Origin of the sequence: Paenibacillus psychroresistens (genome assembly GCF_009728935.1) — a bacterium.
In the GTDB taxonomy this organism is placed as follows: Bacteria; Bacillota; Bacilli; order Paenibacillales; family NBRC-103111; genus Paenibacillus_AC; species Paenibacillus_AC psychroresistens.
Genome location: NZ_CP034235.1, coordinates 4,929,153 through 4,943,658 on the forward strand (window position 1 = coordinate 4,929,153; position 14,506 = coordinate 4,943,658).

13 protein-coding genes are annotated in these 14,506 nt (G+C 42.3%); 7 read left to right on the forward strand and 6 right to left on the reverse strand.

Annotated elements, in window-relative coordinates; genetic code table 11:
- Positions 1-80: 80 nt before the first annotated feature.
- Together EHS13_RS22620 and EHS13_RS22625 are read right to left on the reverse strand one after the other, a co-directional pair.
- A complete protein-coding gene (locus tag EHS13_RS22620; RefSeq protein WP_155702565.1) occupies positions 81-278 on the reverse strand; it encodes a cold shock domain-containing protein in 198 nt (65 codons plus the stop codon).
- A gap of 103 nt (positions 279-381) precedes the next feature.
- Positions 382-1,092, reverse strand: coding sequence for a methylase (locus EHS13_RS22625; protein WP_155702566.1), 711 nt, complete (start codon positions 1,090-1,092; stop codon positions 382-384).
- A 219-nt stretch (positions 1,093-1,311) separates the two neighbouring features.
- Between EHS13_RS22625 and EHS13_RS22630 the strand changes: the two genes are divergently transcribed.
- The 5 genes from EHS13_RS22630 to EHS13_RS22650 all read left to right on the forward strand — a co-directional run bounded on the left by EHS13_RS22630 (position 1,312) and on the right by EHS13_RS22650 (position 8,572).
- Positions 1,312-1,545, forward strand: a complete 234-nt coding sequence (locus tag EHS13_RS22630; protein WP_155702567.1) for a hypothetical protein — start codon at positions 1,312-1,314, stop codon at positions 1,543-1,545.
- A 404-nt stretch (positions 1,546-1,949) separates the two neighbouring features.
- Positions 1,950-3,740 carry an oligoendopeptidase F gene (gene pepF / locus EHS13_RS22635; protein ID WP_193571439.1) on the forward strand — a complete coding sequence of 597 codons (1,791 nt, stop codon included), beginning with the start codon at positions 1,950-1,952 and terminating at the stop codon, positions 3,738-3,740.
- 139 nt (positions 3,741-3,879) lie between these two features.
- On the forward strand, positions 3,880-6,234 hold the full coding sequence (locus tag EHS13_RS22640) for a beta-propeller domain-containing protein (protein ID WP_155702569.1): 2,355 nt from the start codon (positions 3,880-3,882) through the stop codon (positions 6,232-6,234).
- Between the two features lie 150 nt (positions 6,235-6,384).
- The gene (trhO, locus tag EHS13_RS22645; RefSeq protein WP_155702570.1) at positions 6,385-7,287 is read left to right on the forward strand and encodes an oxygen-dependent tRNA uridine(34) hydroxylase TrhO; all 903 of its coding nucleotides are present in this window, start codon (positions 6,385-6,387) and stop codon (positions 7,285-7,287) included.
- A 121-nt stretch (positions 7,288-7,408) separates the two neighbouring features.
- Positions 7,409-8,572, forward strand: coding sequence for an HD domain-containing phosphohydrolase (locus EHS13_RS22650; protein ID WP_227013479.1), 1,164 nt, complete (start codon positions 7,409-7,411; stop codon positions 8,570-8,572).
- A gap of 5 nt (positions 8,573-8,577) precedes the next feature.
- Here the strand turns inward: EHS13_RS22650 and EHS13_RS22655 are convergent, their stop codons facing one another.
- A complete protein-coding gene (locus tag EHS13_RS22655) occupies positions 8,578-9,204 on the reverse strand; it encodes a fumarylacetoacetate hydrolase family protein (RefSeq protein WP_155702571.1) in 627 nt (208 codons plus the stop codon).
- 25 nt (positions 9,205-9,229) lie between these two features.
- A complete protein-coding gene (locus tag EHS13_RS22660; protein ID WP_227013480.1) occupies positions 9,230-10,471 on the reverse strand; it encodes a CapA family protein in 1,242 nt (413 codons plus the stop codon).
- Between the two features lie 172 nt (positions 10,472-10,643).
- On the opposite strand from EHS13_RS22660, the gene EHS13_RS22665 reads away from it, so the two are divergent.
- Positions 10,644-11,867: an MFS transporter gene (locus EHS13_RS22665; RefSeq protein ID WP_155702572.1), complete on the forward strand. Its 1,224-nt coding sequence runs from the start codon at positions 10,644-10,646 to the stop codon at positions 11,865-11,867.
- Positions 11,868-12,007: 140 nt separating this feature from the next.
- Here EHS13_RS22665 and EHS13_RS22670 read toward each other — a convergent pair whose 3' ends face one another.
- Positions 12,008-12,646: an O-methyltransferase gene (locus tag EHS13_RS22670; RefSeq protein WP_155702573.1), complete on the reverse strand. Its 639-nt coding sequence runs from the start codon at positions 12,644-12,646 to the stop codon at positions 12,008-12,010.
- A 169-nt stretch (positions 12,647-12,815) separates the two neighbouring features.
- On the opposite strand from EHS13_RS22670, the gene EHS13_RS22675 reads away from it, so the two are divergent.
- Complete coding sequence (locus EHS13_RS22675) at positions 12,816-13,961, forward strand: THUMP domain-containing class I SAM-dependent RNA methyltransferase (RefSeq protein WP_155702574.1); 1,146 nt, start codon at positions 12,816-12,818, stop codon at positions 13,959-13,961.
- Here the strand turns inward: EHS13_RS22675 and EHS13_RS22680 are convergent.
- Positions 13,958-14,488 carry a 5' nucleotidase, NT5C type gene (locus EHS13_RS22680; protein ID WP_227013481.1) on the reverse strand — a complete coding sequence of 177 codons (531 nt, stop codon included), beginning with the start codon at positions 14,486-14,488 and terminating at the stop codon, positions 13,958-13,960. The genes EHS13_RS22675 and EHS13_RS22680 overlap by 4 nt on opposite strands.
- Between the last annotated feature and the right edge of the window lie 18 nt (positions 14,489-14,506).

Below are 14,506 nucleotides of genomic sequence, written 5' to 3' on the forward strand. Positions count from 1 at the left end.
ACAGAAAAAAGCAGCTCCCCATACAAGAGGAACTGCTTCTATTAGGTAGAATGAATAGTCATTATAAGGACCACTTAAACTTATAATTTAACGACGTTAGCTGCTTGAGGACCGCGGTTTCCTTGGGTTATTTCGAACTCAATGGATTGCCCTTCTTCTAATGATTTAAAGCCTTCTCCTTGGATTGCTGAAAAATGAACGAACACATCGTCACCGTTCTCAACTGAGATAAAACCGTAGCCTTTTTCTGCATTGAACCATTTCACTGTACCCTTCAAATAAACAACCTCCTAAAAAATATCGCCATTTGTGACGATTGTGTGTATTATATCATGAATCCAAATTCATTTTCAAGATAAAAATGAGTGTAGATGAATGATTTTAGAGCTTAGAAATCTTTAAATAATGAGTGGAGCCAGGGATAAAAGGCAGCTGAGATGGAGCCAATTCTGCTATTGCACCATGCTCCTGAATTTGGTTCATTAGCTTTTGTAAATTCGGGAAAGGCAAGCCTTTAAAATCATAGATAGGATATATTCGAATTTGTCCGCCGACTTGACATACTCGAAGCATTTCTATTACAGCATTTATATGAAAACTATAGTCAAATTGTTCCTGATATAAGAATAAAAAATGACTGCAAAGGATCAATGAAAACGTATTAGAGGCAAAGGACAATACGGGCAAGGCGGAAGTGAAATAGGTTAGGTTCGCATCTGCTCTGGCATAGTCATTCATGAATACATCCAAAGATCTTAATCTATTCTCACGGTGCAGCTCTGGGCTGCCATAATAACTCCAATCAAAGGCTTGGGTTAGCTTAGATAATTTATCCGTAGAGGAGGTTATTTCGTTGAGGCCAAACTCAGCCATGTCTGGGACAGATTTCAGGTAAAGCGGATCAACTGCAATTGCTTTGAATCCTTTACTTTTGGCTACTGCTGTAAACGACGATGCACCAGCAGCAATGTCAAGAATAACACCATTCTGCAGCTCTTCCTCATTCAACACAAACATTTTTTCGTATTCCGTGTAGGAGCGACATGTCATCGCAACACCCACTTGCTCATAAAACTTCCTCGGCTCATTCATCTAAATCAACTCTCCTCAACTCATCTTACAGTTTGCATGCATGCCATTTTCCTGCACCTGCATGTTACCTGTATGGCCACTCTGGCCTAACTTAGATATTACCACCCTTTTCCATTCTCTTCAACCCATACTAGCTCGCAGTTTGTCGCCGATTTTCTTGATTTATACGTTGTCATAGAGTATATTTTTGATAATACAATATAAGAAACGGAGTACCTGATGATTAAAAAACATTCGATTTACAAGAAAGACAATTGGAATATGCTTACGGTTGAGGTAAACGGCAAATCTTTAAATGTAAGAGAAATCTCGGATCAATGGGGGGAAGACTCTCAAACCTTTCTCAGTCGTCCTGCTATGATGCATTGGGTTGAGCAACGTTTTCCCAAGTCTGATTATGCAGATAATCTTCAAGAGTGGGAAGATATAATGACAGCATTCCGCGAGGTATAAAACTATAGCTTTTAAGAGCCTCTCTTATCGTGTGTAAGAAAGGCTTTTTTAAAAATATAACCGAGGTGAACAAATTGGATGATTCCGGGTCGATTCTTACTTTTATTATTGTCGCGTTTTCACTAGCACTTATAATCATAATGAAGCGCGATTCTCTACCGCCCCAGATGAAACGGCCTCTTGCACTTATTGCGATCGTCATGGTTAGCTTAGCTTTTTTTCTAATGTTGTATAGCTTCTTACACTAAGCGCCTATACTAAGCTAAAAACTTAGGAGCGCGACTATGCGAATGATTCCCTTTGCCCTGTCCATCGGTTTATTGGCCTGCTGCACTATGCAGACATTTCAAGCACCGGTACTCGCAGTAGAAAGTAAACCATCTCAATTTACTAGGAGGATACCTATGACTCAATTAGCCAAGCGTTCAGAAATCCCTGTGGAGCAGCGTTGGAAGCTCGAAGACCTTTTCCCCAATCAAAAAGCATGGGATCAAGAATATCAAGCAACTAAGGAATTATTGAAAAAAGTGGATGCCTATCAAAGTAAGCTTCAGGATGCGGCAACCATAAAAGCCTGCTTCGCCTTAGAGGATGAAATTTCCGTACATACCGAAAGACTTTACGTTTATGCCAATATGAAGCACCATGAAGATACAGCAGAAGCAGAGTTTCAAGCCCTCTCCGAAAAGTCCAAAAAGCTGAGTGTTGAAGCTAATGAATCTCTTTCTTTTATCGTTCCAGAAATTCTTAGCCTTGCCGATGATCAGCTTAATGCGCTAATCGTTAACCCAGACTTAAGTTTATATAAGCATACTCTTGAAGAAATGAAGCGCCAAAAAGCTCATGTGCTATCCAAAGCAGAAGAGGCTCTACTTGCTCAGGTCGGAAATTTAGCACAAGCCCCAGGAACTATTTTTGGGATGCTGAACAATGCAGATATGAAATTTCCTAAGGTTAAAAATGAGCATGGAGAAGAAATCGAGCTGACACAAGGCCGTTACATCCAATTTCTCGAAAGCAAAGACCGTGATGTACGGAAGAATGCTTTTGAAGCGATGTATGCCACTTATGCGAAGCAAAAGAACACCATCGGCGCTATTCTAAACGCAAATATCACGAAAAATGTCTTTTATGCCCGCGCTAAAAAATATCCTTCTGTATTGGAAATGTCCCTATATGGCGACAATATCTCGAAGGATGTTTACACTAACTTGATTGATACCATTCATGAATCCTTACCGTTAATGCAGCGTTATACGAAGCTGCGTAAAAAACTGCTTAAAGTTGATGAATTGCATATGTATGATTTATTCGCGCCGCTTGTTGACGAGTTTAAAATGGACATTACCTACGATGAAGCAAAGAATATGGTCTTAGAAAGCTTAAAGCCACTTGGTGAAAGCTATTTGAAGGTATTAAAGCAAGGCTTTAATGACGGCTGGGTCGATATTTATGAGAATGAAGGCAAACGCAGTGGAGCTTACAGCTGGGGTGCCTTTGGCACACATCCTTACGTATTGCTCAACCATAAAGATAACCTTAACAGCATGTTTACTCTTGCTCATGAAATGGGCCATGCGATGCATAGTTATCTATCCGACTCCAATCAGCCTTACCGTGAAGCTCAATATACGATTTTCCTAGCTGAAGTCGCTTCTACACTGAATGAAGCTTTACTAATGGATTACATGCTAAAAAAGACCACGGAACCTAAAGCTAAAATGTTCCTGCTTACTTATTACGCTGATCAATTCCGCACAACCGTTTTCCGTCAGACGATGTTTGCTGAATTCGAGAAAATCACTCACGAGAAAGCAGAAGTAGGCGAGTCCTTAACTCCACAAGAGCTAAGCTCGATTTATTACAACTTAAACAAACAATATTTTGGCAATGAGATGGTTGTGGATAAAGATATTGAAGTGGAATGGGCACGTATCCCGCATTTCTATAACAGCTTTTATGTTTACAAATATGCCACAGGCTTCTCGGCTGCAACTAGCTTTGCTAAACAAATTATTAGCGAAGGCCAGCCAGCAGTAGATCGTTACCTTGGTTTCTTGCAAAGCGGCGGAAGTGATTACTCCATCAATATTCTAAAAAAAGCCGGCGTTGATATGTCCTCTCCTGAGCCAATCAAACAAGCGATGAGTGTGTTCAAGGAACTGATTGAGCAAATGGAGCAGCTAAACGCATAAGAATGAACTTACATTAAATGCTCATCAGCAGCCAGATTATAGGTTGTGGATGAGCTTTTTTATTTACAATGAAAACGCAACAAAATGGAAGATATTCTCGTTTAATGATTAGGAAGAATATAAATCGGGGGTTATTTGTATGAAAAAATGGCTTTTATATCCTAATCTTGTATTACTGCTCCTCTTCTCACTTGGTGTGTCGTCGATTACACCCGCTTTTGCAGCAAGCTCAGACAGTGCTTACAGCTTTACGTTGGATGGTAAAACATTAGCATTTACGGTGCAACCTCGTTTGCAAAATGGGACAATGATCGTACCACTTCGCACGATTGCCGAAGCCATGGGTGCTGAAATCAGCTGGAATAATGCCCAACAAACCATAACGGCTGTAAAAGGCACTACCACTCTTCAGCTAACGATCAACAAAACCTTAGCCAAACGAAATAAAGCTAGCTTTCAATTAGCAACGGCACCTATTATTGTTAATGGAACTACGATGATACCTTTGCGTTTTTTTAGCGAGGCTTTTGGGTCGATTGTTAAATGGAATGGGATTACCAAGAAAATTACGATTGAAAATGAAGCAAGTTTATTGCCTGTAGTAGGCGACTATAAGCATTTACAGGACTTACTCGTTAAATATGCCCCTAGTACAGACCAAACTATGGATTTGATTAGTAAATCGCCAGTATCCAACGCTGAAACTGCACCAGCAGCACCAGTAGCAGCAATGCCGGCACCTAATGGCGCTAGCAGCGATCACTCCAGTACAAATGTACAAGTAAAAGGTGTGGATGAAGCAGACATCGTCAAAACAGATGGCCAATACATTTATCAAGTCAACAAACAGCGGATTATTGTTACAAAAGCTTTACCAGCTGAGGAAATGAAGGTCGTTGCTACTCTTCCTTTTACGGAGCAGCAATTTATGCCAACAGAGCTTTACTTAGATGAGACTCGTTTAATAGTCATTGGTACTTCATACAATAACATTGCGATTAGTGCACCTAATTCGATCCAAGCAGATTCCAAGCGTTTGATGCCGATTAGAGGCCAAAGCACCGTAAAGGCTATTCAATATGACATTCGCAATAAAGAAAACATCCAAAAGGTGCGTGAAATTGAGCTTGAAGGCAGCTATGTAACCTCTCGTAAAATTGGAGCCAGCCTCTATCTTATCGCAAACCAGTATGTGAACAGCTATTCGATTATGAATGAGAAAACGGAAGTTCCATCGCCTGGTTTTCGTGACACGGCTGTTTCCGATAAGTTAATTCCTATTGGATATGATCATATGCGTTATTTTCCACAATCCATCCAGCCTAACTATTTACTGATAGCCGGAGTGAATTTAGATCAACCCACTACCAAAGCAAATGTTGAAGCTTATTTAGGCTCCAGCCAGAATGTATTTGCTTCAGAGAAAAATCTTTATATAACTCTAAGTCAGTATAAGCATCTGAATGGCGTAGAGCCTGTTGCAAATGCTTCAAATGTTTCCCCCATAGCTCTACCTCAACAGCAAACGACCAGCTTGGTCTATAAATTCATGTTAGATCAAGCAACTGTTCGTTTTGCGGGTAGTGGCGAGGTACCTGGTACCGTATTGAATCAATATGCCATGGACGAATATGCAGGCTACTTCCGGATCGCAACAACAAGCGGCGAGGCTTGGCGCAATGATGAGCAGACATCTAAAAACAATGTGTATGTATTAAACGAAGCCTTAGAGGTTACAGGCAAGCTTGAAAATTTGGCTCCAGGTGAACGGATTTATTCGACAAGGTTTATGGGGAATCGGGCTTATATCGTTACTTTCAAGCAAGTAGATCCATTATTCGTTATTGATCTTACGAATCCGCAATCTCCAAAGGTTCTCGGGTCTCTAAAAATTCCAGGCTATAGTGATTATCTACATCCTTATGACGAAAATCATATCATAGGTTTTGGCAAAGACACGGTCGTGGTATCTAATGGGAATAGTGGGATTACAGGTAGTAATAGCACAACAGCTTTTTACCAAGGAATGAAAATTGCGATGTTTGATGTAACGGATGTCAGCCACCCTATCGAAATGTTTAAAGAAAGCATCGGGGACCGCGGGACAGATTCAGAGCTGCTGCACAATCCAAAAGCATTGCTGTTCGATAAGGACAAAGGATTATTGGCTTTCCCAGTTACTCTGATGAAAATCGACCCTAGCAGCAATGAGAAGCCGTCGATAAACAATCCGTCTCCTGCCTATGGACAATTTGCTTATCAAGGTGCCTTTGTCTATCATCTAGATTTAAAAACCGGCTTTAAGCTTACAGGAACCATCACACACTTAAATGAAGATGATCTTGCTCAAGCTGGCGGTAATTGGTATTACAGCGACAAGAGCATCAACCGGATTATGTACATCAATAGCACATTATACACATTATCCAATGCCCAAATTAAAGCAAATGATATGAATTCCTTGAAAGAGATTAATGCACTTATGCTCCCTTAGCAGTTGCAAATAATGAAATGGGCATGGCTGGTTTTTACAGTCGTGCCTATTTATTCGTTCCTCATAGTTGCTTCACCTCGTGAAAATTGATATATTTTTAGAAATAGAAAACGTCTTTCAGCAAAGAAGGATCACATAGGAGGAAAAAACATGACTACAGAGTTAAATTATCGCATTCTACTTTATTATAAATATGTGCCCATTGCGAACTATGAAGTGTTTGCTAAGGAGCATTTACAATATTGCAAGGATCTAGGGGTTAAAGGCCGTATTCTTGTAGCGGCAGAGGGGATTAATGGCACTCTCTCTGGAACAGTAGAGCAAACGGATACTTATATGGCCTATATGCAAAGCCACCCTCTTTTTGAAGGAATATCGTTTAAAATAGATCCTTCTGAAGGACATGCTTTCGCCAAAATATTCGTACGACCGAAAAAGGAATTGGTTACTTTTCGCCTAGAGGATGATGTCGATCCCAATGTAATTACGGGTAAACATCTTTCTCCAAAAGAATTTTACGAAAAAATGCAAGACGAAGATGTTATTATCTTAGATGGCCGCAATTATTATGAATATGATGTAGGGCATTTCCGTAATGCCATTAAACCGGAAGTCGAATCCTTTCGTGATTTCCCTGAGTGGATTAGGCAGAATTTAAGTGAATACAAGGATCGCCCCATTTTAACTTATTGTACAGGCGGGATTCGTTGTGAGAAGCTTTCTGGCTTTTTACTGAAGGAAGGTTTTACGGATGTAGCGCAGCTGGACGGAGGAATCGTTACTTATGGTAAAGATGAGGATGTTCAAGGCAGACTGTTTGATGGTAAATGTTATGTATTCGATGAAAGAAAAACCGTATCTATTAATCAAACCGACGAAGATATTATCGTAGGCAAATGTCATCACTGCGACAAACCTGAAGATCGCTTTATTAATTGTGCCAATGATTATTGCCACCTGCAGCACATCTGCTGCCCTAGCTGTGAGGAAGCACATAAAAGCTTTTGTTCCGACGTTTGTGAGCAATTTGAATTGAGCCGTTACGAGGGATAAGCAATTTTTAAATAAATTGCGAAATTTGTCGGTTTAACACGAATTTTTGCAGGAAGTTCCCTACTCTATGATGAATAATAGGAAGATAGATTTAATAGTATTCATCGGGGGAGGCTAATTAGTGTCGTACGATCACGCTTTTGAAGAAAAAAAGATAAAAGTAGATTTGCAGCCAGAGGATATGCTTGGAGTGATTTTTGAGTACACAGGTAAAATAGCCAATGAACGCAACCTAGACGATGTACTGCTTTTAATGGCAAACATGGGGCGCGAGATGATAGTAGCGGATCGCTGCAGTGTTTGGCTGGTTGATCGTGCCAAGAATGAGCTTTATACCACGGTCGCACACGGAGTAAGCGGCATTCGCATTCCGTTGACCGCTGGTTTAGTTGGTCATTCCATTAGCTCAGGCGAACCAATTTTTATTGATGATGCTTATCAGAATGTTGAATTTAAAGAAGTGCTTGAGAACGGTGCTCTTGCAGTTGATAAACGAACCGGCTATCATTCCAAAGCGATGATGGTCGTGCCTTTTCGCAACAATGATGGAGATATTATCGGGGCTTATCAGGCTGTTAATAAGCTTACTGAAGCTGAAAATTTTACAGATAAAGATTTAAAATATTTAACGCTTGCCGCGTCTTACGCTGGAAAGTCACTTGAATCTGTGCAGCTGCATCATGAAATTGAAGAAACGCAGCGTGAGATTATTTTTACAATGGGTGAAATTGGTGAAAGCCGCTCCAAAGAGACCGGCAATCACGTTAAGCGTGTTGCCGAATATTCTTATCTAATCGCCAAAGGCTTAGGAATGGATCAGGATGAATGTGATTTAATTAAGATGGCATCACCTATGCATGATATTGGAAAAGTAGCGATACCTGACTCTGTCCTCAAGAAACCTGGCAAGCTGGATGAAGAAGAATTTAAAGTCATGCAATCTCATACAACAATCGGCTTTGGTTTGTTGAAAAATTCATCACGTAAAATTCTCAAGACAGCAGCGATACTAGCACATGAGCATCATGAAAAATGGAATGGCAAAGGTTATCCTCAAGGGCTTAAGGGTGAAGATATACATATTTATGGCCGAATTACAGCTATTGCCGACGTATTTGACGCATTAGGAAGCGAACGAGTTTATAAAGCAGCCTGGGAGCTGGATCGAATTCTTAATTTATTCAAAGAAGAACGCGGGCATCATTTTGATCCACAGATCGTTGACGTTTTCATGGAGCAGCTGCCAAAAATACTTAAAGTTCGTGATAATTACACAGATATTTAAACGAATTATAGTTGAATCGTACATAAACCTGCTTGCTCGTTGCCCCATTGAAGACGCAATACATCATTGTGGGCTAAAGCCCCTACTCCAGCTGGTGTTCCTGTGTAAATTAAATCATCAGGTCCAAGGCCAAATGTCTCTGCAATATAATCAACAATCGTTTGAAGATTAAAGATCATTGCACTTGTATTCCCACGCTGAACTTCAATGTCATTGATGAATAAGCTAAAATCGGTTTGTTGCATAGCTTGCTCCCCCATGAACGGAAAAAATGGACCAATTGGTGCCGATCGCAAAAATCCTTTTGCAGCGAGCCATGGATGTCCCTTTTTTTTCAACTCATTCTGAACCTCGCGTAAAGTTAAATCCACTCCAAGCGCACAAGAATCGACTAACTCATCGACATGCATCCCTTTTTCATATGCCTTGCCGATATGTAGAACAAGCTCTGCTTCATAATGAACGCCACCTTGGCTGCTGGGTAAAAGAATAGATTGACCGTTCATTTCAACAAGCGCATGAGTTGGTTTCGTAAAAATCATCGGGTATTCGGGTACATCATTACCTAGCTCAGCAGCATGCAACGCGTAATTTCTTCCTACACAATAAACATTACGGATATTCTCAAACATCGGATCACGTCCTTATTGGATTTTATTACGGCTTCTCTATAATCTGCCCGTCGGGCTGGATTTCAGCATGATAGGAGACCGCTGAAATGCGTTCAAACAGGGCTTGTCCCGTCTCAACATCCATTATCGCTGGTTTAGCATAAACCGTCTTGATAGGGACTACATTAAGCGTGCATTGGCGCTCTTTAGAACAAGTTGCATTCAACACAAAGGTTTCTAAGGTTTCTTTAACACTGTTTGTTGTAAAAATAAAATTACCCAAGCTATAGGCGATCCATTTGCCTTTATAAGCTTCAACACCTTGTAATACATGGGGATGTCCGCCTACGACTAAATCCGCACCTGCATCAATGAATAAATGAGCTAACTCTGTTTGATAAGCCACTGGTGTATCCGTGCGTTCTACCCCCCAATGTGTAATCACTACAACTAAGTCAGCTTCTGCTCTTGCCTTTTCAATCGCAAGGACGGGAGCTCGATAATCATATGTATCTGCAACGCCTGGATGCTTGACCCCAGCTTTCCATGAGGCTTCTGGAACCACGCGGCTAAAGCCTAAAAAAGCGATCTTCATTCCATTCTTCTCGATAATGACTGATTCGAAAGCTTCCTTGGCATCATGTCCAGCTCCCACACGCTTGATCCCAACATTATCCAGGTGGTCCATGGTATCCAGCATGCCTTCCGATCCATAATCCATAATATGATTGTTTGCAAGGTTAACCAAATCTAGTCCTGCTTCTTTCAACGCTGGCAGTGCAAGCGGAGATGAGCGATAATTGTATTCTTTTAATTGAAGCTCCCCGCGATCTGTAACAGGCGTTTCTAAGTTTCCAATAGTTAGATCTGGCTTCAGCAATAGTTCTTTAACGTCTTTATATGGATAATCGAATCCATTTTGTTTCATTAAGGTCTCAACGCCGCTTGCCAGCAAAATATCACCTACAAATGCCATATGTATTAGATTAGGGTCTTCGGCTGTTACTGCATTTGGACTGGATGTTGGTGAAGGTGATGGCTCACTGGAAGGAATAACTGTAGCTTGAACTGCATCAGTGGGTGATACTGATGGAGCCATCGTGGCAGCAGGTGATTGGATTTCAGCTGCAGGTTTTCCAGTTGCATCAAGCTTGTTTGAATACTTTTGAAAGGTTAGGATAGCGCTCACTGCTAATAATATAATGGCTAATGTAATAAGTCCTCTTCGAATCAAATTTCGACTTCTAATTAATCGTTTTGCTGTTTTATCTTCTCTGCGGGAACGCACTTGATAACCAACCTCCTGAATTGCTTAGCCTAAATAAGGAATTCTGTACCTATTTCATTTTCCACATTACCATTGGTTTGTCAAATATAGGGGTCTAGTTGCACAACCAAGCTGCATTCTATATGATCAAAAACAGGACATGCCATAAACTACAGCAGATTGAAGGTGACATATGGCACGATGGAAAATAAATTTAATTGTCTTATGGATTGGACAATTTTTAGTTATGGGCGGCATGACCATGATTATTCCGTTTCTGCCTTTTTACTTGCAGGAATTAGGGCTCAAGGATCCGCGAAGTGTAGCTTTATGGGCGAGTTGGATTTTTGCCGCTAATTTTGTGACAGCTTTTTTATTTCAACCTATATGGGGAGGACTCTCCGATCGGTTTGGCCGCAAGGTTATGCTGCTTCGTTCAGGCTTCGGGATGGCTGTAGTCATGACATTAATGGGCTTTGCCCATACAGCGTGGCACTTATTACTTCTACGCATGCTTAACGGAGTCATTTCTGGCTTCCAGCCTGCAGCAGTAGCACTTATCTCAACGAATACACCTAAGGAGAAAATCGGCTTTGCCATGGGCACCCTGCAGTCTGGAGCCGTAGCTGGCACAATATTAGGACCCGTTATCGGCGGTTTATTGGCGGTTGGCTTTGGCGGCTATCGTCCGATCTTCTATATTACAGGTACGCTGCTGTTCATTGCCTCCTTGGTTGCTTTCTTTTTGGTGAAAGAAAGCTTTGATGCGCAGGAAGTCAAAAAGCAGCCTAAGGTTTCATTAGTACAAGGCTTTAAGCAGCTTAGCAAAATCCCGCAGCTGCCTGCTTTATTTGCTGTCACTTTTTTAATTCAGTTTGCGTTGTTAAGCCCAATGCCGCTGATTCCATTATTCGTCCAAAAGTTACATGGCCAAACCGAATATCTTGCTCTCTTCGCCGCTCTAGTCGGTTCTGCGACAGGCTTCTCGAGCATAGTCGCTTCACCATTGCTTGGCAAATTTGGGGATAGAATCGGCTCCGAGCGTATACTGCAGTTTTGTTTAATCGGAGCGGCAGTTACTTTTATCCCTCAAGTTTTTGTGCATAATATTTGGCAGCTAATGATCTCACGCTTTTTCCTTGGGATTTTTATAGGAGGTTTGTTGCCGTCCGTTTATTCACTCATTCGTAAATTCACTCCCAATGGGATGGAAAGCCGCGCTTATAGCTTTAACAGCAGCACGCTTAGCTTAGGCAATATGTTAGGTCCTGTTGTAGGTGGACTATTGTCGGGCTTGGTTACCATTCGCGGAATTTTTCTGCTCTCTGCTATTCTCATGATAACTAACTCATTCTGGGTGAGGAGATCTTTAGTGACAGCAGACAAAATGGAGGTTTTGGAGAAACCTTTAGATTAGGGGTGCTTGAAAATAGGGTATTGTCAACTTAGGGAAAGGGAAGGTCAAATAAAAGACTCTGGGAACTTGCTGTAATGAGGTCAGTTCCCCATTTGCAGCAAACCAGAGTCTTTGGGCAATCTTTTCGTAAATTCGGAAAATTAACCTTTAACGCGAGCAATAGCTAATCCATCGTATGCAGGGAGTATAGTGCTCTCTAGCTGAGGATCTGTAGCCATGCGTTCATTAAAGCGGCGGACGGCTTTCACGGAATTGCCATTCTCAGCTGGATCCTTGGTGCGTCCATGCATAAATGAGTTGTCACCTACGATAATAGCTCCTGGATTTGCTAGCTTAATTGCATAATCCAAGTATTCCGGGTAGCTGCCTTTGTCTGCATCGATGAAGAAAAAGTCAAAGCGAGCTCCTTCCTTAACCAGCTCTGGTAGTGTAACCATAGCATCCCCAATTCGGTAAGCCACTTTATCTCCTAGACCAGCCTGCTGTAAATGTGCGAAGGCAACATCTGCATAATCCTGCTGCAGCTCCAACGAAAGCAGCTTCCCTGATTCCTGTAAGCCACGAGCTAAACAAATCCCGCTATATCCGCCTAAAGCGCCAATTTCAAGAATGTTCTGAGCCCCACTCGCTTGGACTAGCAAGGTTAGTAATCTTCCATAGCCTGGAGCAATAGAAATTTCAGGCATGCCTTTAGCGCGAATTCCTTCTATGGCTCGATTTAAATCCACATCAGCAGCAAATAATGATTCCACATATTCTTCATTAGACATAACGCTCATTGTAACATCCCCATTCAAACAAAGTTTGTAACCTAATCTAATTTATCCTATACTTAACACGGGTAACTGACTATTAAAGCATGTTCCATTATCCCATACATCCATTGTAAAGTTAATATAAATCCAATTCAACTGCATGTACATTTTATTACGAAAAGAGGATTTATCCATGTCAAAAATACAGCTTATTGCCACAACGCCTATGGGACTGGAAGCGGTGGTTGCTCGTGAAATTAAAGAGCTTGGTTATGAGGATATGCAAGTCGAAAACGGACGAGTCACTTTCTGGGGCGATGAATCTGCTATTTGTCGCGCTAATCTTTGGTTGCGAACCGCCGACCGGATCTTAGTCAAAATGGGCGAGTTTTCTGCAACAACGTTCGAGGATTTATTCGAACAGACTAAAGCCTTGCCTTGGCCGGACTGGATTCCCGGCGATGCGGAATTTCCTGTGAATGGGCGATCGCATAAATCGCAGCTATCGAGCGTTCCCGCTTGCCAAGCGATCGTCAAGAAGGCGATCGTCGAGAAAATGAAGCAGCAGTATCACACGGAGTGGTTCGCGGAATCGGGGCCGAAGTACACGATCGAAGTCTCCCTGCTGCAGGATGTTGCGACCCTGACGCTGGACACGTCAGGCTATGGATTGCACAAGCGCGGCTACCGCAAGCTTGCGACTGAAGCGCCGCTCAAGGAGACGATGGCGGCAGCACTTGTCTTGCTCAGCCGCTGGAACGCTGAGCGCCCGCTGCTCGACCCTTTCTGCGGGTCGGGCACAATCCCCATCGAGGCGGCAATGATCGCCTGGAACATAGCCCCAGGGCTGCGTCGCACCTTCGCAGCCGAAGCTTGGCCGATCGTGCCAGCGGAGCTCTGGCACGCCGCCCGCGAAGAAGCCTTCGATCTGCTGCGCGACGATGTGCCGCTGAACATCAGCGGCTCGGACATCGACCCTAGCGCGATCGAAGTCGCACAAGCTGCAGCCAAGGCTGCGGGGCTAGCCAAGGAGCTGCGCTTCAGCGTCGCTCCAATTGCCCAGGTACGCCCCGAGGGCGATTTCGGCTGCATTATCACCAACCCGCCCTACGGAGAGCGCTTGGGCGACGAGCAGGAAGCCGCTTTGGCATTGCGCCAGCTCGGCGTAATTACCAAGCCATTACCCACTTGGTCCGTTTTCGTCCTCAACCCAGACACTCATCTCGAACATTACATGGGTAGACCCGCAAGCAAAAAACGCAAGCTCTTCAACGGACGAATCGAATGCGCGTATTATCAATATTTTGGACAAGGTGGACTATTCCCCAAAAAACATTAACCCAGGAACATAGCAGCGACTTCCTGCCAATTGTTCACTCGAGCATATTCCGTTTCATATACATTATGGGGGGAGGTGAATAATATACCTTTCCCTTTAAAGTTTTTAAAATTATAGGAATTATCATCTATTAAATAATCCGCATGAAGGATACCTTTATCCCCGCAAAACACAATATTAGATTTAGGAATAGAATCAAAGTGCTCGGTCAACCATTCATACTTAGCTTGAAAGGACAATGGAAATTCCATTGCTGCCGTCGCAATAAAGATTTCGTAGTTCTCTTGTAATTGCTTAACAACGGACTGACTTCCCTCCATCACAACCAAATCTCGGAAAAAAGTAGGATCCTGATAATACTTTTGTACCGCTATTCCGCATTTAGCCATTTCACGAAGCTTCTTTCCTTGCAAGTCCGCGAAGGTAAGCTGATCCTCATAATCTCGATTGTAGAGCGTTAAATGTTTGTTAAGATGATCTGCGATGACTCCATCCATATCGATAGCAATTCGTTGCTTTTGCTGCACGTAGTTTCCTCCAAATTT

Excerpts from the sequence above, each read along its gene's own strand:
- EHS13_RS22640 (WP_155702569.1), top strand. The coding sequence starts at position 3,880 with ATGAAAAAATGGCTTTTATATCCTAATCTTGTATTACTGCTCCTCTTC.
- pepF (WP_193571439.1), top strand. The coding sequence starts at position 1,950 with ATGACTCAATTAGCCAAGCGTTCAGAAATCCCTGTGGAGCAGCGTTGG.
- EHS13_RS22655 (WP_155702571.1), bottom strand. The coding sequence starts at position 9,204 with ATGTTTGAGAATATCCGTAATGTTTATTGTGTAGGAAGAAATTACGCG.
- EHS13_RS22670 (WP_155702573.1), bottom strand. The coding sequence starts at position 12,646 with ATGAGCGTTATGTCTAATGAAGAATATGTGGAATCATTATTTGCTGCT.
- EHS13_RS22665 (WP_155702572.1), top strand. The coding sequence starts at position 10,644 with ATGGCACGATGGAAAATAAATTTAATTGTCTTATGGATTGGACAATTT.
- EHS13_RS22630 (WP_155702567.1), top strand. The coding sequence starts at position 1,312 with ATGATTAAAAAACATTCGATTTACAAGAAAGACAATTGGAATATGCTT.
- EHS13_RS22625 (WP_155702566.1), bottom strand. The coding sequence starts at position 1,092 with ATGAATGAGCCGAGGAAGTTTTATGAGCAAGTGGGTGTTGCGATGACA.
- EHS13_RS22675 (WP_155702574.1), top strand. The coding sequence starts at position 12,816 with ATGTCAAAAATACAGCTTATTGCCACAACGCCTATGGGACTGGAAGCG.
- trhO (WP_155702570.1), top strand. The coding sequence starts at position 6,385 with ATGACTACAGAGTTAAATTATCGCATTCTACTTTATTATAAATATGTG.